General features: G+C 55.9%; 23 protein-coding genes and 1 tRNA gene. 8 read left to right on the top strand and 16 right to left on the bottom strand.

The features are described 5' to 3' along the window. Nucleotides 1-45: 45 nt before the first annotated feature. Both MTP36_RS12900 and MTP36_RS12895 read left to right on the top strand, forming a co-directional pair. Nucleotides 46-1314, top strand: coding sequence for a site-specific integrase (locus MTP36_RS12900; protein ID WP_207697800.1), 1269 nt, complete (start codon nucleotides 46-48; stop codon nucleotides 1312-1314). Beyond that, a complete protein-coding gene (locus MTP36_RS12895) occupies nucleotides 1314-2360 on the top strand; it encodes a PDDEXK nuclease domain-containing protein (RefSeq protein WP_249251199.1) in 1047 nt (348 codons plus the stop codon). The genes MTP36_RS12900 and MTP36_RS12895 overlap by 1 nt, the downstream gene beginning before the upstream one ends. Nucleotides 2361-2929: 569 nt before the next feature. Here MTP36_RS12895 and MTP36_RS12890 read toward each other — a convergent pair. Genes MTP36_RS12890 through MTP36_RS12875 form a run of 4 tightly spaced genes read right to left on the bottom strand, consistent with a single transcriptional unit; the run spans nucleotide 2930 to nucleotide 6392 of the window. Next, nucleotides 2930-4138 (bottom strand): hypothetical protein, encoded by a 1209-nt coding sequence (locus MTP36_RS12890; protein ID WP_249251198.1) that lies wholly within the window; start codon nucleotides 4136-4138, stop codon nucleotides 2930-2932. Nucleotides 4139-4179: 41 nt separating this feature from the next. Further along, nucleotides 4180-5061: an ABC transporter ATP-binding protein gene (locus MTP36_RS12885; RefSeq protein WP_112090847.1), complete on the bottom strand. Its 882-nt coding sequence runs from the start codon at nucleotides 5059-5061 to the stop codon at nucleotides 4180-4182. Nucleotides 5062-5073: 12 nt separating this feature from the next. Then, nucleotides 5074-5805 (bottom strand): hypothetical protein, encoded by a 732-nt coding sequence (locus MTP36_RS12880; RefSeq protein ID WP_249251197.1) that lies wholly within the window; start codon nucleotides 5803-5805, stop codon nucleotides 5074-5076. Further along, complete coding sequence (locus MTP36_RS12875) at nucleotides 5802-6392, bottom strand: RNA polymerase sigma factor (RefSeq protein ID WP_249251196.1); 591 nt, start codon at nucleotides 6390-6392, stop codon at nucleotides 5802-5804. Before MTP36_RS12875 ends, MTP36_RS12880 begins: the two co-directional genes overlap by 4 nt. Before the next feature lie 21 nt (nucleotides 6393-6413). On the opposite strand from MTP36_RS12875, the gene MTP36_RS12870 reads away from it, so the two are divergent. Both MTP36_RS12870 and MTP36_RS12865 read left to right on the top strand, forming a co-directional pair. Beyond that, a complete protein-coding gene (locus tag MTP36_RS12870; protein ID WP_249251195.1) occupies nucleotides 6414-6707 on the top strand; it encodes a hypothetical protein in 294 nt (97 codons plus the stop codon). A 37-nt stretch (nucleotides 6708-6744) separates the two neighbouring features. Beyond that, entirely contained in the window at nucleotides 6745-8121 is a 1377-nt protein-coding gene (locus tag MTP36_RS12865; protein WP_249251194.1) for an MATE family efflux transporter, read from the top strand. Nucleotides 8122-8211: 90 nt separating this feature from the next. Here the strand turns inward: MTP36_RS12865 and MTP36_RS12860 are convergent, their stop codons facing one another. The 7 genes from MTP36_RS12860 to MTP36_RS12830 form a co-directional block, all read right to left on the bottom strand. Then, nucleotides 8212-10728 (bottom strand): glycoside hydrolase family 31 protein, encoded by a 2517-nt coding sequence (locus MTP36_RS12860; protein ID WP_249251193.1) that lies wholly within the window; start codon nucleotides 10726-10728, stop codon nucleotides 8212-8214. Nucleotides 10729-10749: 21 nt separating this feature from the next. Then, nucleotides 10750-13245, bottom strand: a complete 2496-nt coding sequence (locus tag MTP36_RS12855; protein WP_249251192.1) for a glycoside hydrolase family 31 protein — start codon at nucleotides 13243-13245, stop codon at nucleotides 10750-10752. A 116-nt stretch (nucleotides 13246-13361) separates the two neighbouring features. Beyond that, entirely contained in the window at nucleotides 13362-14681 is a 1320-nt protein-coding gene (locus MTP36_RS12850; protein WP_081028459.1) for a TRAP transporter large permease, read from the bottom strand. Beyond that, nucleotides 14681-15001, bottom strand: coding sequence for a TRAP transporter small permease (locus MTP36_RS12845; protein WP_249251191.1), 321 nt, complete (start codon nucleotides 14999-15001; stop codon nucleotides 14681-14683). Before MTP36_RS12845 ends, MTP36_RS12850 begins: the two co-directional genes overlap by 1 nt. A gap of 6 nt (nucleotides 15002-15007) precedes the next feature. Further along, entirely contained in the window at nucleotides 15008-15169 is a 162-nt protein-coding gene (locus MTP36_RS12840) for a hypothetical protein (RefSeq protein WP_249251190.1), read from the bottom strand. Nucleotides 15170-15270: 101 nt separating this feature from the next. Further along, the gene (dctP, locus tag MTP36_RS12835) at nucleotides 15271-16305 is read right to left on the bottom strand and encodes a TRAP transporter substrate-binding protein DctP (protein WP_249251189.1); all 1035 of its coding nucleotides are present in this window, start codon (nucleotides 16303-16305) and stop codon (nucleotides 15271-15273) included. 85 nt (nucleotides 16306-16390) lie between these two features. Continuing rightward, a complete protein-coding gene (locus MTP36_RS12830) occupies nucleotides 16391-16966 on the bottom strand; it encodes a YcxB family protein (protein ID WP_249251188.1) in 576 nt (191 codons plus the stop codon). 249 nt (nucleotides 16967-17215) lie between these two features. Here MTP36_RS12830 and MTP36_RS12825 point away from each other — a divergent pair, with 249 nt between their 5' ends. From MTP36_RS12825 to MTP36_RS12815, 3 genes are all read left to right on the top strand, one after another. Then, nucleotides 17216-18106 carry an AraC family transcriptional regulator gene (locus MTP36_RS12825; protein WP_249251187.1) on the top strand — a complete coding sequence of 297 codons (891 nt, stop codon included), beginning with the start codon at nucleotides 17216-17218 and terminating at the stop codon, nucleotides 18104-18106. A gap of 116 nt (nucleotides 18107-18222) precedes the next feature. Beyond that, nucleotides 18223-18299, top strand: a tRNA-Met gene (locus MTP36_RS12820). Nucleotides 18300-18853: 554 nt separating this feature from the next. Beyond that, nucleotides 18854-19708 (top strand): SDR family oxidoreductase, encoded by an 855-nt coding sequence (locus MTP36_RS12815; protein ID WP_249251186.1) that lies wholly within the window; start codon nucleotides 18854-18856, stop codon nucleotides 19706-19708. A gap of 144 nt (nucleotides 19709-19852) precedes the next feature. Here MTP36_RS12815 and MTP36_RS12810 read toward each other — a convergent pair whose 3' ends face one another. The 3 genes from MTP36_RS12810 to MTP36_RS12800 form a co-directional block, all read right to left on the bottom strand. Continuing rightward, nucleotides 19853-21016: a DUF4349 domain-containing protein gene (locus MTP36_RS12810; RefSeq protein WP_249251185.1), complete on the bottom strand. Its 1164-nt coding sequence runs from the start codon at nucleotides 21014-21016 to the stop codon at nucleotides 19853-19855. Beyond that, complete coding sequence (locus MTP36_RS12805) at nucleotides 21003-21497, bottom strand: RNA polymerase sigma factor (protein WP_055186376.1); 495 nt, start codon at nucleotides 21495-21497, stop codon at nucleotides 21003-21005. The genes MTP36_RS12810 and MTP36_RS12805 overlap by 14 nt, the downstream gene beginning before the upstream one ends. A 418-nt stretch (nucleotides 21498-21915) precedes the next feature. Next, the gene (locus MTP36_RS12800) at nucleotides 21916-22488 is read right to left on the bottom strand and encodes a hypothetical protein (RefSeq protein WP_249251184.1); all 573 of its coding nucleotides are present in this window, start codon (nucleotides 22486-22488) and stop codon (nucleotides 21916-21918) included. A 294-nt stretch (nucleotides 22489-22782) separates the two neighbouring features. Here MTP36_RS12800 and MTP36_RS12795 point away from each other — a divergent pair, with 294 nt between their 5' ends. After that, nucleotides 22783-23352, top strand: coding sequence for a biotin transporter BioY (locus MTP36_RS12795; protein ID WP_055186378.1), 570 nt, complete (start codon nucleotides 22783-22785; stop codon nucleotides 23350-23352). Between the two features lie 70 nt (nucleotides 23353-23422). Here MTP36_RS12795 and argF read toward each other — a convergent pair whose 3' ends face one another. Together argF and MTP36_RS12785 are read right to left on the bottom strand one after the other, a co-directional pair. After that, on the bottom strand, nucleotides 23423-24418 hold the full coding sequence (argF, locus tag MTP36_RS12790) for an ornithine carbamoyltransferase (RefSeq protein WP_117929603.1): 996 nt from the start codon (nucleotides 24416-24418) through the stop codon (nucleotides 23423-23425). Nucleotides 24419-24642: 224 nt separating this feature from the next. Further along, nucleotides 24643-24780 (bottom strand): hypothetical protein, encoded by a 138-nt coding sequence (locus MTP36_RS12785; RefSeq protein WP_179859753.1) that lies wholly within the window; start codon nucleotides 24778-24780, stop codon nucleotides 24643-24645. Nucleotides 24781-24864: the final 84 nt, after the last annotated feature.

Here is a 24864-nt window from a genome sequence, read left to right as displayed (position 1 = left end):
GATTAAGCTGTAGGTTGCTTTCTGCCAACAATGGAGGACATAACGATGGCAGAAAGAAGAAAAGACTCAAAGAAGCGTGTTCTAAAGGAAGGTGAATATCAGCGCAGTAACGGAACGTATGAGTACCGCTGGCGCAGTGAAAACGGCAAGCGCAACAATGTGTACGCCAAAAGTCTGGAAGAACTTCGTGAGAAAGAAGCAGAGATTCAGCGTGACCGCAGTGATGGCATTCGTTCGGAAGCGCGGAACGCGACCATCAATGACATTCACGAGCAGTGGCTGCAACTGAAAAAGGGGCTGAAAGCCAACACACTGGTCAATTACGAGTATATGTACAAGATGTACGTATTCCCGGAGTTTGGAAAGCGGAAGGTCGGAAGCCTGAAAAAGTCGGATGTGCGGCGGTTTTACAATGGCCTTGTGGATTCGCAGCGTCTGAAAGTGGCAACGGTGGAGAACATCCATACAGTGCTGCATCAGGTGCTGGATTTTGCGGTTGAGGACGAGTATCTCCGCATCAATCCATCCGATAATGCGTTGAAAGAGTTGAAGCAGACGCACAATCTGGACAGCGAACGCCGCAAGGCTCTGACCGCAGGCCAGCAGAAGCTGTTGATGGACTTCTTGAAAAACAGTGAGAAGTACAATCACTGGCTTCCCATCATTACTGTGATGGTGGAATGTGGTCTCCGTGCTGGTGAGGCAACGGGTTTGCGCTGGGAGGACATCAACCTTGATACGGGTGAAATCAGTGTAAATCACACGTTGATTTATTACAGCCACCGGGAGAAAGGTTGTCTGTACGGAATCAATACACCCAAAACGGAAGCTGGAAATCGAATTGTGCCTATGACTCCGGCAGTCAAGGCTGCTTTTGTACAAGAGCGAGAGTATCAGAAGAAAACTGGAATTTCCTGCAAGGTGACGATTGATGGCTATACGGATTTTATTTTTGTAAACCGTTTTGGCGAGTGCCAGCATCACAGCACCATCAATAAAGGCATTGACCGTATCATCCGCGACTGCAACGAGGAACAGCTGGCAAAATGCGAAAGCGGTACAATTAAGCCGAAGAACCTTGTCCTGCTTCCGAAGTTTAGTTGCCATTCCTTGCGGCACACCTGCGCTACCCGGCTTTGCGAGGCCGGAATCAACATGAAGGTCATTCAAGACGTACTGGGCCACGCCGATATTACCACTACCATGAACATCTACACTGAGGCCACAAAAAATCTCAAGAAAAAGGAAATCGACAAGTTTGCAGAGTTCTTATCTGCAACCACGACATTTGAAGGAAAGGAGGAAAATGACTGATGGAAAATAAATCTGTAACCCTCGCAGCGCAGGTTCTTGCCCCGGCAGTGAGCGAGATTCGTTCTCTGCTGGAAGTTTCCCGTAAAAATGTAGCACAGCAGGTCAATCAGGAACTGCTGTCAACTTATTGGAAGATTGGTGAGATCGTTGTTCGTTGTGAACAAAATGACAGCATCCGTGCTGCATATGGTGAAAAGACCTTATCGCAGCTTTCCAGGGCGTTGACAAAGGAGCTTGGCAAGGGCTTTTCGCGCTCGAATGTTTACAATATGCGGCAGTTCTATCTCAGCTATCCAATTTTCCAGACAGTGTCTGGAAAATTGAGTTGGTCGCACTACTGTGAGCTGTTATCCATTTCCGATAAGGAGAAGCGCAGCTTCTACGAAAAAGAAGCGGTCAATTCTGGCTGGTCTGTCCGTGAAATGAAACGTCAGGTTGAAAGTTCCCTGTTTGAACGGCTGCTCTTGTCTCGTGGGGATGCCAACAAGGAACAAGTTTTAGCATTGGCTGAAAAAGGTGTGGACTACACAAAGCCGGAGGACATCATCAAGGACCCGTATGTATTCGAGTTTTTGGGACTGCCGGAAGAAAAGCCGTTCCTTGAAAGCGATTTGGAAGCAGCACTGGTGCGACAAATCGAAGATTTCTTGCTGGAACTTGGCCGGGGCTTTATGTTTGTCGGCACACAGCAGCGTGTCACAGTGAACAACACCCACTACTATGTGGATATGGTGTTCTACAATAAGATTTTGCATGCCTATGTGCTGATCGAGTTGAAAACCACCAAGCTTACGCCCGAAGCTGCCGGACAAATCAATATGTATCTGAACTACTACGCCGCAGAGGTCAACGACCCGGAAGATAATCCTCCTATCGGCATCATCCTCTGCACCGACAAGGACAGCGTAGCAGCCGAGTATGCGCTGGGCGGTTTGTCGAATCAGATTTTTGCATCCCGGTATGTCTTGTATATGCCGAACAAGGAGCAGCTTATTGGACAGGTGGAAGAAGTCTTGAAGCGTTGGCACTCTCACGAAAACGAATAAGTTTACCACCAGCCTTACCACTGACTTACCACCAATTTGAGAATAGCTGTAAACAGTTGCGTAGAGTTGCGAAAAATAAGACCTTTTTATCTTGCACAAACAAAGGCTTATGAACACTTGTAAACAGCTATAAATCACCACCAGTCAAGCTCCCCACGATGAAGCCGATTGAGCAGTAAAACGCAAAAATAAAGCGCAGATGCGATGAAATTTAAAACGAATTTCAAACGACATCTGCGGTACTACACCACAACTACACCAATTTTGGGACGTTTTCCCGAAAAGGAGCCTTACAAAGCGGTGTGGTGTAAGAAGTGAATAGACGGATTGGTGTAGTAGATACACTGAACCCGTAAAGGCGAAAAAGGCAGGTACACTATGGAAACATGGTGTGCCTGCCTTTGTGCTTATTATTGAAAGATAATACGAGAAAGTTGTGGAAAGAATGTTGGACCACGCATCAAATGTACATTCACAACTATGATTCATGGCAGGGAGCTTAAGACACAAAAGTTCATCCGATGCAGTTTTCTATGCATCCGATGAACTTTTTTCAGTAGCGTTTCCTTTTAAGCCACCTTGGTCTTTCGCAGATACCCCCATGCTGCCAATCCAACGAGCAGAACGATCTTGATCGGTGCCGATGCCAGCAGTACATCTGCCTGAAAAAAGGCATGCCCGCCTGCATAGAGAAAATCAAAGCTGATCATTTTATACAGTAATGCGTTGGAAAGCCCAATGCCCCCTGCCGGAATCAGGGTGGACAGCCATTCTCCAAAGGAGCCCGGCACGACCATATAAACGATCAGCGGTGCCACCACACTGATCAGCGCCACAGACAAAGCGGTCAGGTTGTTCTTGGCCCATACGGATGCCATCAGCACAAAGGCCACCTCCGCAAAGAAGATCAGGAAGTTTGCCCCCAGCATGACCCACTCCATCTGGCCAACGGTATACGGCAGCAGGCTGGTCACAGAAAACAGCCATTGCACGGAAGTTTGGGTACTTTCCCAGCCAAATAGAGCATTCGTGACCAGGATCCACACCACGCCGCAGAGCAGATACGCCGCCCCTGTGATACTAAACGCCGCCGCTAGCTTTGCCGCTGCTAGCCGCAGACCGCCGTTTTTTGTGCACAGTTGGATGTCCTGCGCCCCGGTCTGTGCATCCGATGCAAACACCGGGGCCGCAATCACCGCGCACAGCAGGGTGAGCAGCAAGCTCAACAGGGTCTGGTAATCCATTGCGTCTGGACTGACCCCAAATGAATAGGTAAACGGTTTTTGTACAGCATCGAACTTTTTCTGTGCAATGGCCTGCGCCTGCGCATAGCCGGGCTTTCCGCTTTGTTCCAGCCAGATCACCGATTCCAGCCGTTTGGGGAGCTGGCTGTAAAAGTTCTGCATATCCTCTGCGGTCAGCCCCATCACGCCCGGTGCCATGCCGGTTTTCGAGTCGGCAAAGGCTTCCTTTGCGTTGTTCACAAGAGGCTGATACCGGGCAAGTTCTTTATAAAACACTTCGGTTGGGATGTCGTTGATGGAACTTGCATCATACTGCCGGTACACCCGCTGATAGGCTTCCAGTGCTTCCTGCATGACATCCGGCGTGATGGTACCTGATACCTGCTGCTCCTGCCGTTTCCGGATTGCTTTCAGACCCGTGTAACGCACTTCGTTTCCGCTGGCATCCAGTTCCGTCCAGCCGATAAAGGTCACCGGCAGATATGCCATGACCACGGCCAGCACCAGTGCAATGGCCAGCAGAATCGCTGTCATACGGGTTTTGCACACACGTTTCAATTCCAAACGATACAGGTTCATTTTGCTTCCTCCATTTCCTCCGGGAAAAGCCACAGATACAGATCTTCCAGCCGGGGCTGTGCCGGGACGCTGTCCGGCAGCTGCGGTGCATCCGCCAGATACCGCAATGTTACCGTTCCGTCCGGCTCGTTGCGCAGGTTCACCACCCGCAGCCGGTATTCCCACCGGGCAAGCTGTTCCATCGGGATATTCCCCTGCCAGACTTTGGCTTCGATCTGCTTTACCAGCCCTTCGGTGGTGTCCTGTGCAATGATTTTGCCAGCCTTCATCACGGCATTTTCGGCCGCAATGTATTCCACATCCGAAACGATATGCGTTGAAATGAGAACGATTCGTTCCTGCGCAAACTCCGACAGCAGATTGCGGAAGCGCACCCGTTCTCCGGGGTCCAGCCCTGCCGTAGGTTCATCTAAAATCAGAATTTCCGGGTCGTTGAGCAGTGCCTGTGCGATGCCAACCCGGCGCTTCATACCGCCGGAAAGCTTTATGATCTTTTTGCGGCGCACCTCAGTGAGGCTTACCCGCTCCAGCAGTGCGTCGATCTGCCGGGCAGCCTCTGTGCGCGGCAGACCCTTGAGCGCCGCCATATATTCCAGATAGTCCTGCACCGTGAATTCCGGGTAAAACCCGAATTCCTGCGGCAGATATCCCAGCTTTTCCCGGTAGGCCGCACCAAGCGTCCCAATCTCCACCCCATCGCACAAAATCCGGCCACTGCTGGGCCGCAGAATGCCCGCCAGCATCCGCATTAAGGTTGTTTTGCCTGCACCATTCGCCCCCAGCAGTCCCCACACACCCGGCGTGAGCGTGATGGACACATCATCCACCGCCGTTTTATCCCGGTATCGCTTTGTAATATTCTGAATTTTCAGTTCCATGGCTTGCTCCTTTCAGCCTTCTGCAATATATTCTGACCGGGCGGCAAGCCGGATGCACTGCAACACCATACAGAGCACCAGCACGCCCGCCGCCAGTGGCAGACCTTTCGGCAGTTCCGATAATTGCACGAACCGCAGCAAACACAGCTGCCCTGCAAACAGCGGTACAGCCCCGGTCATCATCCATTCCGGGCGCACCCAGCGCAGCAGCAGAAGCAGCTCATTGTTTGCAGTCAGAAATGGCACGGTCAGCACCGCCAGCAGTTGCCCGATGCTCCATGGCACGGCTGCCCGCACATTGAGTACCAGCACTCCCAGCAGGATTGTTTCCCCCGCCAGCAGCAGCAAAAACCGCATCACCAGTGGACGACCGATTCCTGCATATGTGGCATGTTCCAGTTCAAGCATCTTATATTGACTTGCCCGGTATAAAAACGGCAGACCGAGCAGGGCTGTCAGCATGGCAAGTGTGCTCAGACCAAACAGTGCATTGCGTAATGTCCATGCCTTCTCCCACAGGGCAAGTTCCCGGCCCACACTGTACAACGCCAGTGCCGCCATTGCTTCCAGCGCCCAGACCTTCCAGCCCAGCAATTTGAACTGGCAGTGCAGCAAATCGCGCCAACCACTCCGTTGTTTTACGACATGTTCCGCCCGGCAGCGGCGCAGCAGCGTTTTCGGTGCGGCTGTGTCAAGCTCTGTCGCCAGTGCTCTGGACAGTTCTTTTTCAAAGGCTCGATTCATCTCCAGTCCTCCTTTTCCAATTGCATTTTCAAGGTTTTCAATGCGGCACGCAGGCGGGACTGCACCGTGCGCAGGGGCAGACCTGTGATCTGCGCGATCTCCCGCAATTTAAGCTGTTGTGCGAACCGCAGCAATACCAGTTCCCGCTGTTCCGGCTCCAACTGGGCCGTCAGCGCTCGCAGGCTTGCTTTCTCCTCTGCCGCAGCAAAGCCGCTTTCCTGATAGGCGGGTTCGCCCGGCAAGCTTTCCAGCGATACCTCCGACCGCTCCATGGTACGGTTCAGATCGATGCAAATGTTTTTTGCGATTTTGTACAGAAAGGGACGGAATGCCCCCTGAAATCCACCACAGGAATCCAGCCAGCGCACCGCTTTCAAAAAGGTTTCCTGTGCTGCATCCTGCGCCTGCTGCTCGTCCGCTGTATGCCAACGGCAATAGTTCAGAATTTGTGGATAGTACGCTGCAATCAGAGTGTCCAGCGCACCCGTATCTCCGCTCTGCGCTTTCCGCAGCAATAATTCTGTCTGGATACGGTTCACCCCCTTCCCGTCTATTAAAACGTCCCATATCATCAAAATGATTTCCATTTTTTCAAAAATCTCAAATAATTGTCTTTATTCTGTTCTTATAGCTTTATTATAATAAAGAGCCTTGTGTTTTTCCTTGTCAAGAGGGCTGGCACCGTCCAGCCCTCTCTTTTTGGCAGTAAAAACGGCTGTGTGGTGGATGGGCGTAGACCTGCAAAGGGCTGCATCAAAAAGTGGATTCATGGTTCTGCAAACAAACAGCCGGAACTTTCCACCGCAGAAGAAGCAACTGTAAAAACGGAGGCTTCCGCGCTTCCATCACAAAAAGATAGCTTCCTGTCACAAAACCACTTTGGGAAAAGCGGCTGTCCATGATAGAATGAAGAAAATACCATAATAAGGAGTTTTCTTTATGGCAGCTACTTCTCAAAAGCGCTCCGGCACCACCGACCTTACTGTGGGCAAGCCGCTGTTCCAGATCCTGCGGTTCGCCTTGCCGCTGGTGCTGGGAACCTTATTCCAGCAGCTGTACAGCTTTGCGGATACCGTCATTGTGGGAAGGTGTCTGGGCACCGATGCACTGGGCGCGGTGGGCACCACCTACTCCCTCAACTTTCTTATTCTGGGCTTTGTGCAGGGAGCCTGCGTGGGCTTTGGCATCCCGGCGGCAGAGACCTTTGGCGCAAAGGATAAGGACGGGCTGCAAAAATACCTGCTGAACGGCGCACTGCTCTGTCTGGTGCTGAGCGTGGTGTTTACGGTGCTTACCACCCTGATGGCGGGGCCGCTGCTCCGGCTCATCCATACGCCGGAGGAGCTGTACACCGATGCGGTGCTCTACATCCGGCTCATCTTTCTGGGCATCCCGGCTACGGTGCTATACAACTACGCTTCCAGCGTGCTGCGAGCACTGGGGGATTCCCGGCACCCCTTTTACTTCCTGCTGGTCGCCAGCGTGGTGAACATTCTGCTGGACTATCTCTTCATCGTGCCGCTGGGCATGGGGGTGGACGGTGCCGCCATTGCCACCGTGCTCAGCCAGCTGCTCAGCGGCGGGCTGTGCGCCTACTGGTTCTTTGCCCGCACGGCAAAGTTGGAGGGGCTTTCCTTCCGGCAGCTGCGCACCCTGCTTTCGGCAAGGCACTGCAGGCGGCTGGCCTACATCGGCCTTCCCATGGGGTTTGAATACTCGGTCTCGGCCATCGGTGCAGTCATCATGCAGGACGCCATCAATCTGCTGGGCAGCACCGCAGTGGCAGCCCAGACCGCAGGCGAAAAGATCCGTCAGATGTTCACCCTGCCCATGGAGAGCATAGGTATGGCCATGGCTACCTATGTGGGGCAGAACCACGGCGCCCGCCGCACCGACCGCATCCGGCAGGGCATCAAGGACGGCTGCATGGTGCAGCTGCTCTACTGCGCCGTGGCATGGGGCGTGATTTTTTTCATCAAGCCCTACGCGGTGGGGCTGGTGCTGGGCGATGCCGACCCTGCCGTCACGGCGGGAGCTATCCAGTACCTCAGCGTCATGAGTATGCTGTTCTGCTTCCACGGCCTGCTGATGATCTTCCGCAACACCTTGCAGGGGCTTGGTTACAGCGTGCTGGCCATCGTTTCCGGCGTGGGCGAGCTCATTGGCCGCAGCCTTGGCGGCGTGCTGGCAGTAAAGACCAGCCTTGGGTATCTGGGCATCTGCCTTTCCAATCCCTTTGCGTGGGGTTTGGCAATGTTCTACTGCCTGTTCATGGTCTGCCGCATCCTCCGGCGGGAGACGCAGACTGAAGCCTGAAACCTATAAAAAGCACGATGACCCGTGGGGAGCTCCCCCACGGGTCATCGTGTTTTTGAAGAAGAATTAAAGAAGATTAGAAATGGCTTTTTAGTCCTCTGCCATACCGATCAGGTCAAACTTTTCGGTGGAGACAGTCACCGTAAAGTCCTTCTTGGCAGGCTTTGCAAACTTGACCCAGATGGTGCGGTCAGGCAGGTTATAGTACCAGCCGGACTCTGCGGCCTCCCAGCCGTCGCGGACGATGTACTGGGGAAGCTGCTGCCCATCCACGCTGGCCCAGAGCGCACCCTTTTTCTTGCTGACCAGCTTCAGGGTCATGCGCTCCACGGGGGATTCGTAGCTGCCCTCGGTGGCAAAGCGGATGTCGGTGCGGTCGCTGGCCTTGACGGTGATGGTGGTCTTGGCGTAAACGCCGTTTTTGTAGTCCTCGGTGTGGCCGTCGTCATCGTACAGCACAAAGCTGGTGTCGGTCTCGGCAGCGACCAGCAGGTCGATCTGGTGCATGGTGTCCTTGAGGATGTGCTTGACGTCCTCGGTGGTCACCACAACGGCAGAGCCGCGCAGGAACATGGGGATGCTTGCCAGCGTGACCGGGACCTCGATGGTCTGGCCGCCCTCGTATGCGCGCAGATTATCGTTCATATCGTACCAGGTGCAGCCTGCGGGCAGGTAGACGGTGCGGGTAGTGGCACCCTTTTCCACCACGTTCGCCACCAGAATGCTCTTGCCGAACATAAAGGTCAGGTTCTTGTCGGTGTAGCACTTGGGGTCGTCCGGGAACTCCAGGAACAGCGGACGCCATGCCGGCATACCGTTCTGGTTGGACTCGTACATCAGGGAGTACAAAGTGGGCATCAGACGGTAGCGCAGCTGGTAAGCTGCACGGATGTAGGGCAGGTTCTCCTCGTACATCCACGGCTGAGTAACGGTGTTATCGTTGTTGGCGGAGTTCAGGCAGAAACGGGGCTGGAAGATGCCGTTCTGCAGCCAGCGGAGCAGCAGTTCTGCTTCGGGTGCGGGGCCCGCAAATCCGCCGATATCACAGCCCATGTTGGAGCAGCCGGACAGACCCATGCCCAGAATGGTGGCAATGTTGAACTTGACGGTGCGCCAGTCGGTCAGGTTATCGCCGCCCCACACCTGTGCGTAGCGCTGGATACCGGCGTAGCCTGCACGGTTGATGATGTAGGGGCGCTCGCCGGGGTACACATCTGCCAGCGCCTGCTTGGCGGTGTAGGCCATCAGGTTGGAATGCAGAATCTTCAGCTCTGCCATGGTGCCCTTTTTGCCCTCAAAGTCGCACTGGGCGTCGCGATCCTCCACGCCGTCCATCTCGCAGTTGTCGTTCCAGACGGTCTTGGTGCCCTTTTTGAGGATGTTCTCCTCCAGCAGCTGCTTCCAGGTGTTGCGGCCATTGGGGCCGGTGAAGTCGAAGAAGCGTCCCTCGCCGCCCCACCAGCGGCCATAGTACGGAGCCTTGCCGTCCGGGGTCTTGATAAAGACATCGTTCTTTTCAAACAGGTCGATGTAGGGGTGGTGCTTCAGGATGCCGGGCTTCAGGTTGGGGATGACGTTGATGCCCCGGGCGTTCATGTTCTCAAAGAACTTTTCCGGATCCGGGAAGCGCTTGTGGTTCCAGTTGAACACATAGCGCAGGTTGTCCTTTTCGCCGCTGGAATAGCCGGAGGCCAGCCAGAAGTTGTCGATGAGGATGCCCTCTTTTTCGTGCTTGTCGATGACCTTGTAGATCTCCTCGTCGCAGTTCTTTTCCAGCTCAGCGTAGTACATGGTGGAGGCGCAGTAGCCCAGAGACTGCTTGGTGGGCAGGGCGCTGCGGCCGGTCAGCAGGGTGTACTCGTTCAGGATCTCGGGCAGGGTCTCACCGGCCAGCAGGAACAGGTCGATGTCGCCGCCGTCGGTCTGGTAGTAGCAGTAGCGCTCCCAGTAGCCGGACAGCTCCTCGCCAAGGTCGAACACGCAGTCGTAGGAGTTGTGGTAGAACAGGCCGACAGGGCGCAGGTCGTGTTCATTCACCCGGATATAGAAGGGGATGTGCTTATACATCGGGTCGCCGGTCTCGGGGTCGTGGCCGATGGCATCCTTGGGGGACATCCGCAGGCGGCGCCCCTTTTTGTCCAGATGGCCGGTCTTTTCGCCAAAGCCGTAGAAGTGGTCGTATTCCCGGTCCACTTTGGAGAAGTGGCTCAGACGGCCGATCTGATCCTTCTCAAAGGCGCGCTCCCGCAGATCCTGATAGATCAGCTTGCCGGACTTATCGAACAGCTCAAAGTGGAAGGGCTTTTTGAACAGCTTCAAAGTCAGGTGTGCGGTCTCAAAGGTCAGGGTCTTATCATCCTCGGCGCAGGGGACATCCAGCGCGGTGATGCGGGTGCGCTCGTCCTTGAGCAGGGTGTCCATCCGGTCCTCCCACGCGGTGGTCACCAGCGTGTAGGACTCCTCCTCCATGGGGGTGCCCTTGTCGAAGTGCACCCGGATGCGGATGATATCGTCTGTCATGAAAATCAGCTTCACATCAGCGGCATCGCCGTGGATGAGGTAGCCGTTTTCGGTCTTTTCAAAGGATTCAAAACTACGCAGCAGCATAAGAGGTTCCTCCGTACAGTGTTACATACCGATCAGGTCGAACTGCTCAAACGAAACAGTCAACTCGTGATCCTTGGCGGGGTTTGCGTATTTGACCTCGACAGCCTTTTTGCTCTGGCTGTAATACCAGCCCTCGGCAGCGGCGTCGAACTTGCGGCGGTTGAGGAAGTGCTCGATCTTGCGGCCATCCAGCGTGACCCAGAAGGGGCTCTTCTCCTTGGCGATCATCTCCACCTTGATGGTCTCCACGGTGTCCTTGTAGCTGCCCTCGGAGGCAAAGTTCATGGTCACCCGCTCGCCTGCGGTAGTGGTGATGGTGGTCTTGCGGTACACGCCGCTCTTGAAATCGTTGGTGATGCCGTCGTCATCGTACAGGGTCGTGGTGGTGGTGCCCTTGGGTGCTACGATGAGGTGCAGGGCGGTGGTGTGGTCGCCCTCCATGGTCATCAGCTGGTTGTCTGCCATGGCGATGACTGCGCCCTCGCGGACGAACATGGGGATGGTAGCCATGGTGACCGGCACCTCGATGGTCTGGCCGCCCTCGTAGCAGCGGAACTTATCGTTCCAGTCGTACCACTTGCAGCCTGCGGGCAGATAGACAGTGCGGGTCTTGGCGCCCTCTTCCAGAACGTTGGCCACCAGAATATCCCGACCGAACAGGAACTCGAAGCTTTCCTCCCATGCCTTGGGATCGTTCTGGAAGTCGTAGACCAAAGCGCGCATGATGGGCGCACCGGTCTGGCTGGCCTCGTACTCGGCGCTGTAAAGATAGGGGGTAAAGCGGTAACGCAGCAGGATGGCGTCCCGGATGGTGTCTGCAGACTCCCGGAACATCCACGGCTCGGTGACGGTGTTATCGTTGGAGGCGGAGTGGATGGAGAAGCGGGCCTGGAAGATGCCGTTCTGCACCCAGCGCACGAACAGTTCCTCGGTGGGTGCGGGGCCGGCAAAGCCGCCGATGTCCGCGCCTTCGTTGGGCTGGCCGGACAGACCCATGCCGGTGATGATGGGGATATTGTACTTCAGGCTCTTCCAGCTGGTGTAGTTGTCGCCGCACCAGGTCTGGGCGTAGCGCTGGATACCGGCGCTGCCGCTGCGGCAGACCATGTAGGGGCGTGCCTTGGCGTTGTGCTCCACCACGGCATCGGCACCCACCTTGCACATCAGGGTGCTCATAAGGGGCTTCAGCTGGCCGATGGTGCCGCCCTTGCCGTCAAAATCGCAGGTGCAGTCCTTGTCCATCAGGCTGTCGTACTCGCAGTTGTCGTTCCAGACGGAATCGGTGCCCACGGCGATGATGGACTCGGTGAGGTACTTTTTCCAGGCTGCACGGCCTTCGGGCTTGGTGAAGTCCCAGAATGCGCCGTCGCCGCCCCACCATTTGCCGACACCGTAGGTCTCGGGGTTCTTGCTGTCCTTCACGAATACGTCATCTGCGTTGAACTCGTCGAAACGGGGGTTGCACAGCAGGACACCCGGCTTGACGTTGGGCACGTTCTGGGCGTGCTTTTCGTTCATGGCGTGGAAGTAGGCGCTGGGGTCCTTGAAACGGTCGGTGTTCCATGTAAAGACACAGCGCTTGTTGTTCTGGCTGGTATAGCCGCTGGACAGGTGGAAGCCATCGATGGGGAAGCCCTCTTCCTTGATGGTGTCGATAAAGCCCAGCACAGCGTCATCGCTGTCCTTTTCCAGCTCGGGGTAGTACATGCTGGAGCCCTGATAGCCCAGTGCACGCTTGGGCAGCAGTGCCGGACGGCCGGTCAGCAGGGTGTAGTTGTCCACGATGCGGGCAATGGTGTCGCCGCCGATCAGGAAGCAGTCCAGATCGCCGCCGTCTGCCTGAAAATAGGTGTAGCGGGGCCAGTAGTTGCTCTTTTCGCAGCCCATGTTGAACACGGACTCGTAGAAGTTGTGGTAGAACACGCCCACAGCCTTGTGGGTGTCACGATCCAGACGGATGTAGAAGGGGATGTGCTTGTAGAGGGTATCCATCTTCTCGGCATCGTAGCCCATGGCGTCGGTGGCGCGCTCCCGCTGGAAGGTCTTGTTCTTATCCAGCAGGCCGGTCTTTTCGCCAAAGCCGTAGAAGCAGTCGTCCTCCTTCATCCGGCTGTAAGCCACCACGCGGTTGTTGGCGTCCTTAACGAAGGGGTTGCCGGGCAGGGTGCTGTACAGCTCGGAGCCATCGGCAGCCAGCAGCTTGAAGTTGATGGGGTCCTTGTCCACCACCAGCGTCACCTTGCCGGTGGCAAAGGTGAGGGTGCTGTCATCCTCGGTGACCTCGGCGGCAAAGGGTTCCACACGGGTGCGCTCACCCTTGAACAGCTCGTCCATCCGATCCTCCCATGCGGTGGTCATCAGGACGTAGGACTCCTCTGCCAGCTCATGGTCAAAGCTTGCGCGGACGCGGACGATCTCATCGGTCACAAAGCAGACCTTGATATCAGCGTTATCAGTATGCAGCAGGAAAGCGCCGTCTTTGCGCTCCATGCCGGTAAAACGGGAGCAGATCTCCATAGTTTTTACTCCTCTCAAGTTTTTGATAAAAAATGCCTCCATTCCCCCTCAGATGCAGGATATCTTCAGAGAAATGGAGGCAACGTATTCGTTGCTTTACCCGGAACAGTCAGGGCTTAGAACGTCCAGCCAAGGCTGGGCACCAGACCGCACAGGTACGGGACGCACAGCGCAATGGCAGGGATGAAGGTGACAAGGAACAGTGCCACGACCATGGCGGCGAACAGCGGCACAATGTACTTGGTAACGCCTTCGATCTTGACCTTGCCGACACCGCAGCCCACGAACAGGCAGGAACCGACCGGCGGGGTGACCGAGCCGATGCCAAGGTTCATGATGAGCATGATGCCGAACTGCACATCGCTCATGCCGATGCTGCGGGTGATGGGCAGGAAGATGGGGGTGAAGATCAAGACAGCCGGGGTCAGATCCAGGAACATACCCATGACCAGCAGGAACACGTTCATGATCAGCAGGATGACGTAGCGGTTGCTGGAAACGCTCATCAGTGCGTTGCTGATAGCGGCAGGGATACCGGAGTAGCTCATGACGTAGGACATGATGGAGGAAGCGGCGATCAGGAACAGGATGGTAGCGCTGCTCTCCATGGTGTCTGCCAGCAGATTGTAGAAACTCTTGAAGGTCATCTCCTTGTACAGGATGGACAGCAGGCCGCAGTACAGGCAAAGCACCACACCAGCCTCGGTAGCGGTGAAGAAGCCTGCCAGAATGCCGCCCATGACAATGATGACGGCCAGCAGAGAGGGCACTGCATCAATGATGATCTTGACGGCGGGGTCGGGGTCCTTGACGGCGGAGGACTTATAGCCCTTCTTGACGGCAATGAACACAGCCAGACCAGCCACGCACAGACCCATCAGGATGCCGGGCAGGTAGCCGCCCATGAACAGAGCAGCCACAGAGACGCCGCCGGCGGTGATGGAGTAAAGGATCAGCGGGCCGGACGGGGGGATCAGGATGCCGGTGGGGGCAGAGCAGATGTTGACGGCTGCGGAGTAGTTGGGGTCGTAGCCCTCATCCAGCTCCAGCGGAGCCATGATGGAACCCATGGCAGAAGTAGCTGCCACGGAGGAACCGGAAACGGCACCGAAGAACATATTAGCCAGAACGTTGGTGGCAGCCAGATAGCCGGGCATCTTGCCCACAGCCAGACGTGCCAGACGGACAAGGCGCTTTGCAATGCCGCCCTTGTTCATGATGTTGCCGCCCAGAGAGAAGAAGGGCAGTGCCAGCAGAGAGAAGGAGTCAATGCCCGAGAAGCAGCGCTGTGCGGCGGTCAGGGCAAAAATTGCGGGATCCATGCTGAACAGTGCCGTGAAGATGGATGCAATGCCGATGCCTGCCGAGATGGGCACACCGGCCAGCAGCATGACAAAGAAGGAACCGAACAGCAGTAACGTAGCCTGTGCAACCATTATGCGTTTTCTCCTTTCTTTTCCTTACGCTCCGCGAAGAGCTGTACATACTTCAGCGCGCGAGCCAGAATGATGAACACGCCGGAGATCGGCAGGATGGAATACAGGAACTTGAAGGGGATGCGCATGACCGAGGAAACGTTGGTGGCGTTTGCAGTCAGCTTCCAGCCGCCGTAAACAAAGACGTAGCCCACAAAGAACACGATAGCGGCCTCGATGAACACGCTGAGCACGACGTTGAACGCACCCTTTGCGCGGCCCTTGACCAGATCCAGTGCCAGATGCTTATCCTTGTAGAAGCAGTAGGCAGAACCGATCATGGATGCCTAGATCAGGACGTAGCGCAGAAACTCGTCCGTCACAGTGGAGGGGTTGCGCAGGATCCAGCGGGTAAAGATCTGCCAAGTGCCGCCTGCCAGCAGGGCGAACATTGCCACTGCCATGAGGAAACGCATGACATTATCCAGAATTTTATCCAGTTTTTTCACAAGATCATCTCCTTGAACTCATTCCCTCCCGCGCAGCTGCGGGCAGCATCGTGCGCCGCCCGCAGCTTGGGAGATAAGAATGGAAAGCAATGCGTTGGCGTTTAGGCCATTGCGCGGATCTCTTCCACGACCGCGTAGGTGGTGGGGTTAGAGGTCTTGAGGTTGTCGTAGATGGGCTGCACAGCGGCCTGGAATGCGGCGATATCCACATCCTTGACCAGCTCAACGCCGTTCTGGTTCACAGCCTTGTCCAGCACCTCGTCCTCGAACTTCTTCCAGGCGTCCTTGTACTCCTCGGTAGCGGTAGCAGCGCACTCGGCCACGATGGACTTCTGCTCGTCGGAGAACTTGTTCCACACGCTGGAAGCGATGATCACCATATCGGGGATGCGGGTGTGCTCGTCGAAGCAGTAGTACTTGGTCACGTCGCCGTGGTCGCGCAGTGCGGTGACATTGTTCTCGGCACCGTCGATGACGCCCTGCTGCATACCGGTGTAGATATCGCTGTAACCCATAACGGTAGCGGAGCCGCCCAGGCAGTTCATCATGTCGATGGCCATCTGGCTGTCCATGGTGCGGATCTTCAGACCCTTCAGGTCAGCCGGGGTGCGGATGGCAGTAGCCTTGGTGTAGAAGGAGCGTGCGCCGGAATCCAGCCAGGTCAGGCCGCGGAAGCCCTGATCGTCGGTGGACTCAAAGACTGCCTTTGCAGAGTCGCTGTCCATGTAGCTGTAGTAGTGTGCCTGATCGTTGAACACATAAGGCACGGAGAAGGCGTTGTACTTCTCGCTGAAGTTGCCCAGCGTGGAAGCGGAAACCTTTGCCATATCCAGTGCGCCTGCCTGGATCTGGGAGATCATGTCAGCCTCGCTGCCCAGGGTGCCGTTGGGGATGATCTGGATGTTGATGCTGCCGCCGGTCTTTTCCTTGACCTGCTCTGCAAAGCTGGTCAGCTGGATGTGCACAGCGTGATCCTCGGCCAGATTGTGGCCCAGCTTCAGGTTGAAGTTGCCGCCGGTGGCAGCAGCTGCGCCGGAACCGGCAGTGCTGCCGGAGGAACCGCCGCAAGCGGTGAGCAGGGCAGATGCACCAGCAACTGCCATGGCCTGTACGAACTGTCTGCGAGTGATTTTCATAGTGTCTTTCCTTCCTTATCTTGTTTTTATCGTGTCCCACGATCACAGCCAACCGGCTGTGAAACAGCATAATTGCGGGCAGCGCTCAGGACGCGCTGCGCTGAAAGCGGTCCTTTCCCATCTGGATCAGGTCTTTCAGGTTGAGCCCCCACAGGCTCTTGGAGCGCTGCCAGTCCTTGCCGGTCTCCTTGGCAAGCACCTTTGCAAACCGCTCCGGGTTTGCCGGCAGCAGGCTTCCCTTGGGGATCATCACGGCCATCTGACGGCTCTGGAAAATGTAGAAATACTGGTCATCCTCCACCAGCCGGTCGATCTTTGCAAAGGGGATGTGCGCACCGTTTTCCACGTCCACGCCGCCATCGTTGACCCGGCAGCTCACGGTAGTTTCCGCACCGCCCCGCTGCATGATGACGCCTTCTGCCGCCACCCGGCTCAAAAAGTCCGGCATGGCGAACATGGCACAGCCCACCAGCAGGCAGAGTACCTTGATCACGGTAGGGATGGCAGTGAACAGCGCCGCCATCACCAGCACAAAGGCCGCTGCAAGCCACAGCAGGTGCCGCATCCCTTCGTAGGTGTAGAACTCTGTGCGGAACATCCGGCGGATGGTCTCATCGTTAAAGACCACTTTGGCTTCAAAATGATTCTTTGAGGTCTGCATGGACGGACTCCTTTCAGGCGGTCACGAAATGCGACCGACACATTTGTCGATAAGCACAAAAACGTTGCAACATTTTTGTGTATTTGGTCAATCTCGTCTCCTTGCACCCTTATCATACTAAAAAACACATGGATTTTCCGCAGATTTTGTGATTTAAATGTTGCAAAATGTGATATGTACTGATATACTAGGTCAAAAAAGGACGTAAAAGAATGATTCTTATTTTTTTAACAAGGAGCAGGAGCGGCTATGGGCATCGAACGGGTCACACATTATATAGATAATGTCCTTACGGAAGCGCAGGCGCGGATGGGGCTGAGCAACACCCGGCTTCTGGTCGCATGGTACACGAACTGGGAAAACAAGCAGTCTGTGGTGCACTCCCACCCGTATCACGAGCTGGTGCTCCCCATCGGCGGCAGCACGGTGCGCTACTCGGTGGACGGCAGCGTGTATCTGGTCCATGTGGGGGAGCTGGTCTACTTTCCCTCTCAGGTCTACCACTCCGGCAACTTCAATATCGACGATGCCCAGTCGGATCGTCTGGTCATCCAGATCGACGATGCCCTCTGGCAGGCCACCCGTCGCCGCGTGAACCTGAAAAATGCAGACTGGATGCACGAGCTCACCGTGCTGGACAGCGAGGCCTGCCGCAAGTGGGACTTCAAGGGGCTTTTCATCCGCATGGCGCAAAGTCAGGAACTGTCGGACTCCATCCGGGATATCGTTTTTGAGGCGCAGGTCGCTGAGATGCTGCTGCTCATCACGCAGGCCACCGGCAGCGGACAGACCGCTGCCCCCAGCAGCACCAGTGTACTGGTTGCGCGCGCGGTGGCCTACCTGCAGGCGCATTATCAGGACCCGACCCTTACCACCGCGCAGCTGGCGCAGGAACTTTACGCCAGCCGGGAGCACCTTTCCCGCGCGTTCAAGGAGTGCACCATGGAGAGCATCCACAACTACCTGACCTATCTGCGGATGCAGCACTGCCGCAAGGCGCTGGAGGAGGGCGTTTCCGTCCTGAACGCCTGCACCGAGAGCGGCTTCCCGGATTACAGCAGCTTCCTGAAAACCTTCCGCCGCCTGTACGGCATTACCCCCGCCGAATACCGTGCACAGCACCGGACGATCACGCATTAAAAGCTGTGGCAAGAGGATACGAAAATTTTTTCGCAAAAAGGGTTGACATTCTGTCCGGCCTGTGGTATTATACTTGAGCAGTCAGCGAGAACCGCTGAAAAGCAAAAAGTAAATATCGCGGGGTGGAGCAGTCTGGTAGCTCGTCGGGCTCATAACCCGAAGGTCGTTGGTTCAAATCCGGCCCCCGCAACCACCAAGCAGGTTGAATTCTATGAATTCAACCTGCTTTTTTGTGTTCACATCAAAGTGGGAAGCACCGCCGCTGTTGCACATTGTGCAGCGTGAACAGTGTAGAATATTATTATAACTTTTTATATTTGATCAGTGTGTAAAAAGAAACTATTCTACGTCAAATGTTCACATCGTGCGGGTTGAACATTGTGGGTACGGAATGCGGCGTTTCCGGGTCTGAATGCCCACATTGTTCAAAACTCTGTGGGTCATAGGCGCAGGCCGCTGCGCTTGAACAGTGTAGCCCGCTGCGGGCAGCGGAGCCGAAGTAGGATGTGTTTGTCATGCGTTTATCATACTGGCTTTGCCGCAGAAAGAGTTAGAAGATCTTCAAGATAAAAACGGTCATTTTTGCGATTTTGCGCGATTCCGTCTGCACTGCATCCAGAAGATATCGTGCTTGTTGCCCGGCAAAAAGCGTAAAACTTTCCCATTTTATAATAAGAACGTTCTGGCAAAGACCGTCTTTTTCTGTTATACTCTAGCCAATGAATACAGCTGTAACAGGAGGATGTTATGGAAAAGAATGTACTGAACACCGATCTCACCGGCAAGGTAGCCGTTGTCACCGGCGCAAGCGGCACGCTGTGCTCCATTTTTGCCAAGGCGCTGGCCCGGGCAGGCGCAAAGGTGGCGCTGCTGGGCCGCAACATGGATAAGCTCAAGGAGCTTGCAGACGAGATCGAGGCCGAGGGCGGCACCGCCAAGGGCTACACCTGCAACGTGATGAACAAGGCCAACTGCCTGCAGGTAGCCGAGGATGTGCTGGCAGACCTTGGCCCCTGCGATATCCTTGTGAACGGTGCCGGCGGCAACAACGCCCGCGCCAACACGGACAAGGAATATTTTGAGATGGCCGATCTGGAAAGTGACACCGTTACCTTTTTTGATCTGGACGAGAGCGGCGTGGAGATGGTGTTCAACCTGAACTTCATTGGCACGTTGCTGCCCACGCAGGCCTTTGCCCGTCAGATGGTAGGCCGCGAGGGCTGCAACATCCTGAACATTTCCAGCATGAACGCCTACCTGCCCCTGACCAAGATCCCTGCCTACTCCGGCTCCAAGGCTGCTGTGACCAACTTTACTCAGTGGCTGGCGGTGCATTTCAGTAAGGTGGGCATCCGGGTCAACGCCATCGCCCCGGGCTTCTTTGCCAGCGAGCAGAACGCAAAGCTGCTCTTCAACGAGGACGGCACCCCTACCGAGCGCACCAAAAAGATCCTTGCCGCCACCCCCATGGGACATTTCGGCGACAGCGAAAAAGACCTTGTGGGCGCACTGTTGTTCCTGTTGAACAATGAGGCAGCCGGTTTCATCACCGGCATCTGCCTGCCGGTGGACGGCGGCTTCTCGGCTTATTCCGGCGTATAATAAGTACTGTAAAATATACAGAACAACCCCTGTCTCCCGGCGTAGAAGCCCGGCGGGACAGGGGTGGTTTTTTCAACGGGGCTGCAAAAAGGCTTCCCCCAGCCGGGAGGAAGCCTTTTTGCGGAAAATGGATTTCTACGGGAGTTACTTCTTCGGGTGCTTTTTGCGCCAGACAAGCGCCACGGCAACGGCGGCGCACGCCAGCACTGCCAGCGGCCAGACGGAGGCCAGCGCCACTACCAGCTGCTGCAAGCCGTTTACAAAGTTGCCCCAGCCAGCGGTAAAGGCGGAGCCGATGCGGGAGAAAAAGCCTTCGTCCGCAGGGGTGTAGGTCTGCACTTCATTCAGGTCGATATACACGGTGCACTGTTGCACCTGATCGCTGTACCAGTCCAGCTGGCTCTGCCAGCTTTCGATCTGGGACTGCACCTCGGTGAGGGAGTCCTCGATCTGCAACAGATCTGAAAGAGTTTTGGCTTGTTCCTGCAATTGCTGTAAGCGGGTGCGCTGTGCCTGCAGATTAGAAAGCCGCGCGGACACGTCCATATACTGGGTAGTCACATCATCGGCCTGCTGGCTGCGATAGGTCACATTACCGGCAGCGGCCACAGCATCCAAAAAACTCTGGTAGTTGGCCTGCGGCACCCGGTAGGTCAGGCTTACAGAGCGGCTGGAACCGGTGCGCGTGTACTCGCTGCTGGATTCCAGATAGCCGCCCGCCTCGGCAAGAGCGCTGTCCAGTGCACTGCGGGCTGTTTCGTAGTCCTTGCTTTCCAGCGTCAGGTTGGCGGTGTAGATGATCTTGGCACTGTCCACCGCAGGGGCAGCAGCCTCGGCGCTGCCGGTGCCGCTGTACTCCGTTTCCAGAGAGCGGTCGTCTGCCTCCAGACTGTAATTCACCGCCTCGGGGGTGCTGTCCAGCGCGGCGTGCTGGAGATCAAACCCGCCCGCTGCCACAGAAGCAGCGGAGCTGTCGGCAGCGCCTTCGGCTGCGTACAGGGCGGGCGCGCTGCTTTTGGCGCTGCCCATCCCGATGCCCAGATGCAGGGTGCTGTAACCCAGCACGCACACAGCCAGACAGGCAGCCAGCGTGCCCAGCTGCTTTACCGGGAAGTGGATGGGCTTTTTCTTCTTGGTTTCGGTGTTCAGGGGTGCTGCGGGTGCAGCGGTCTGCGGGGCGGGGGCAGCCATCATGGGCTCGGCCTTTTCCTCCGCAGTCAGGGTGTCGGTCATGGCCAGCAGTTTTGCCTTCAGATCGTCCGGGGCAGTCAGGTCATCGACCTCCATCTTATATTCATACCACCTCATCTTCGATCTCCTCCTTCAGCATCGTATGTAACTGTGCCCGTGCGCGCCGCAGCCAGCTTAGTACCGTGTTTGTGGGCACCGCCATCATCCGCCCGATCTCTGCCGCAGTGTATCCTTCGTAGTAGTGCAGATAGATGGCGTTGCGGTAGTTTTCCGGCAGGGTGCGGATGGCATCCAGCACGCTGCCGTCCTCCGCAAGGACATCGGGGGCGGGCAGGTTCTCGTCCAGTTCGGTGTCCTTTTGGTGGGCGGCGCGGGTCAGGTCCCGGCAGCGGTTGATGGCCACCCGCAGCAGCCATGCTTTGAGATGCTCCTCACTCTCAAAGATGCCGTTGTAGTGCAGCAGTTTTTCAAACACATCCTGCACCACATCCTCAGCATCGGCTGTGCAGCGGCAATTATGCACCGCAGTGCGGTAGACGGTGTCGCTGTAACGCTGCACCGCCAAGGTAAATACTTCGTTTCTGGTCAGCTGTCCCATTGTTATAAACTCTCCTTGGATGCCCGGAAGCGGGCTTCTCGATGGAATGTTTGTGGTTCTCACGGGGACGTTCACTCAATATACGGCTCAGCATCCCCGATTATTGCAGAACAAAACCCGGTTCCTTCCATTTTTTGTGTGCCGGACGCACCGGACCGCAAGGCACGTCCACGTTCTCCGACAGAGGTTGGATATCCTGCCGGTTTACCGGTCAGTATACCACGGAATTGCAAAAAAGTAAAAGAGAAGACCCCGCGTAAAAAACTAAGAATGTGTTTGTCGCACTCCGCAGAGTGCGACAAACACGAATATAAATAATAGTCTTTCCGCTGAATATGGCCAGAGCAACGCGGAGGCTATTTAAATCGTCTCATGGACAAGGAATTGCTGCACACGGGGATGTACGGCGGTTCCTTCATTATTTATAGACCCTTTGCAGCAGCGCCAGCCGCTCGGAGAGAAAGGTCTCGGCCTTGGGGTGGTGCAGCCAGCATTTACCGTCGGCGCTGTGCACCAGCTTGTGCGCCAGTGCGGCGGGGGCGGTGTCAATGGCCATTACATCCTGCATGGTCAGCTGCAGGGTGAGCGCCGCCGGAACATCCGGCAGCGGCGGCAGCGGGTCCTCCCAAACAAAGGGCGGCAGCAGCTGCACCGCCACGGTCAGGCGGGTGCACTCCTCGGTCAGCAGTAGGGCGGCAGGGGTGCCGTCCTGCTGCACCTGCAAGCTGCTGTATAAAAGCTGCATCCGGGCAGGGGAGAGCAGCCGGGTCAGGCCCTCTGCCGGAGCTGCCGCAAGCTGTAAATAGTCGGCGGCCTCCTCCCGGTAGATGCGCCGGGCAGGGGCTTGCAGTCCTGCGTACAGGGCGGGCAGCATAAAGCTGCCGCTTTTTTCCAACGCCTGCTGCGCCAGCAGATAGAACTCGGTCAGCGGGTACGCCGCATCCGGCTGCGGCATCCCGAAATCCGGCCGCGATACATGACCTCCACCCATGGGAACCTCCGTGTTTTTCTTGACATTTCGTGCAAAATGGGCTATACTGCAAATAGAAAGGGTGCTGGCTGCAAGGGTCAGTTTCCTTCGGCTAAGTAGTCAATAAGAATGACCGCTCAGTGTTTGCGAGACTGTGGGCGGTCATTTTTATTTTAACATACTTTCCACAGTATTACAATCAAAATTCTGATTGTAAACCCTTTGCAAACTTTTCCGTTGACCTGCGGCGCACCGGTGCGGTATACTCGGGCACAGATGCCTTGCAAAACGAAAAAACAGAGGGGAAAACTGACTATGAAAGACAAAAAACTGACTACCTATCAGATGGCTGTCACCGCTGTGATGGCTGCCGTGCTGTGCGTGCTGGGCCCGCTGACCGTGCCCATCGGAGCCGTGCCCATCTCGCTGGCAAACTTTGTTATCTGCCTGACCGCATGGCTGCTGGGGCCGAAGTTCGGTACCCTGAGCGTGGTCATCTATCTGGCGCTGGGCGCCATCGGCATTCCGGTGTTCTCCGGCTATGGTGCCGGCCTTGCCAAGCTGGCAGGCCCTACCGGCGGCTATCTGGTGGGCTATCTGCTGCTGGCCTTCATCGGCGGCATGTTCATTGAAAAAAGCAAGGGCAACCCGGTGGTTTCCGCTGTGGGTCTGGTGCTGGGCGATGCCGCCTGCTATGTGCTGGGCACGGCATGGTTCGTGTTCCAGATGCAGTGCGAGCTGGGCTACGCGTTGACCGTCTGCGTCTACCCCTTTATTGCGCTGGATCTGGGCAAGATCGTGGTGTCCTGCATCGTGGGTGCGCTGCTGCGTAAGCGCCTGACGCAGGCAGGCGTGCTGAAACTGCAGAATGCAGTTTCGGAATGATTGCTGAGCGGAAAATTATTTTTAGATAGAATAAGCCCGGAAGGTCTGCGAGCCTTCCGGGCTTATCTCTTTATTCCTGATATCCCAAGGTGGCTGCCATGACCGCCTTGATGGTGTGCATCCGGTTCTCGGCTTCGTCAAACACGATGCTCTGGGGGCCTTCGAACACCTCGTCGGTCACCTCCATGGCATCGCGGCCAAAGCGCTCGCCCATCTCCTTGCCCACGGTGGTCTTGTGGTCGTGGTAGGCGGGCAGGCAATGCATAAATACTGCATCCGGGCCTGCAATATTCATCAGATCCTGATTGATCTGGTAGGGGGCCAGATCGTGGATGCGCTCTGCCCACACCTCAACCGGCTCGCCCATGGACACCCACACATCGGTGTACAGCACGTCTGCGCCCTTTGCGGCCTTGACGGGGTCCTCTTCAAAGGAGAGGGTGGCACCGGTCTGGGCTGCAATGGCCTGACACTGCTCCACCAGCGCGGGGTCCGGCTGGTACTTTTTGGGTGCGCAGGCGGTAAAGTGCAGGCCCATCTTGGCACAGCCCACCATCAGGCTGTTGCCCATGTTGTAGCGGGCGTCCCCAAAGTAAACAAAGTGGATGCCCTTCAAATGACCGAAATGTTCCTGAATGGTAAGGAAATCGGCCAAGATCTGGGTGGGGTGGAACTCGTTGGTCAGGCCGTTCCACACCGGCACGCCGGCGTAGTGCGCCAGCTCTTCCACGATCTGCTGACCGTAGCCACGGTACTCGATGCCGTCAAACATCCGTCCCAGCACCCGGGCGGTATCGGCGATGGACTCCTTTTTGCCGATCTGGCTGCCGGAGGGGTCCAGATAGGTCACTTCCATGCCCAGATCGTGGGCGGCTACCTCAAAGCTGCAGCGGGTGCGGGTGGAGGTCTTTTCAAAGATCAGGGCAATATTTTTGCCCCGCAGCTGGTCGTGACGGATACCGGCCTTCTTTTTGGCTTTCAGGTCAGCGGCCAGCTCCAGCAGCTGCCCGATCTCGGCGGGGGTGTAGTCCAATAGCTTCAAAAAGCTGCGATTTTTCAGTTCCATTGTATATTTCCCTCTCTATGCAATAACCGCTGAATATTTATTCAAGCTGTGATTCTATTATAATACGTTGCATCGGGAAGGTCAAGAGGGAACATTCGTGCCTGCCTTGACAAAGAACACGGCAAAGGTTATACTATAAACAGAAGGACGCTGACTGCACAGGTCAGCTTTCCGTCCCGTATTAGTCAAAAGATTGACCGCTCAGGCTGGAACTCTGGAGGCGGTCAATCTTTTTTGTTGTCGTCATTTTTCTTCTGCGAGTTCTTATCCATGACCTCGACGGTCAGACGGACTACTTCCAAAATCAGTCCCAACAGGGTGAGAATGACCATGAGAAGATTCAAAACTTCTGTCAGATTCAAACGATATCCCTCCCTTCGCCTTCAAGGCGCAGGGAAGTTTTCTTCAAAAAAGTTTCCCTCCCTGAACCTCTGCTTCGTTCCATG

It is taken from the genome of Faecalibacterium sp. I4-1-79 (assembly GCF_023347235.1).
GTDB classification, from domain to species: domain Bacteria; phylum Bacillota; class Clostridia; order Oscillospirales; family Ruminococcaceae; genus Faecalibacterium; species Faecalibacterium tardum.
The sequence above is the reverse complement of the archived record's forward strand: the minus strand, read 5'-3'. Positions and strand labels throughout refer to the sequence as shown.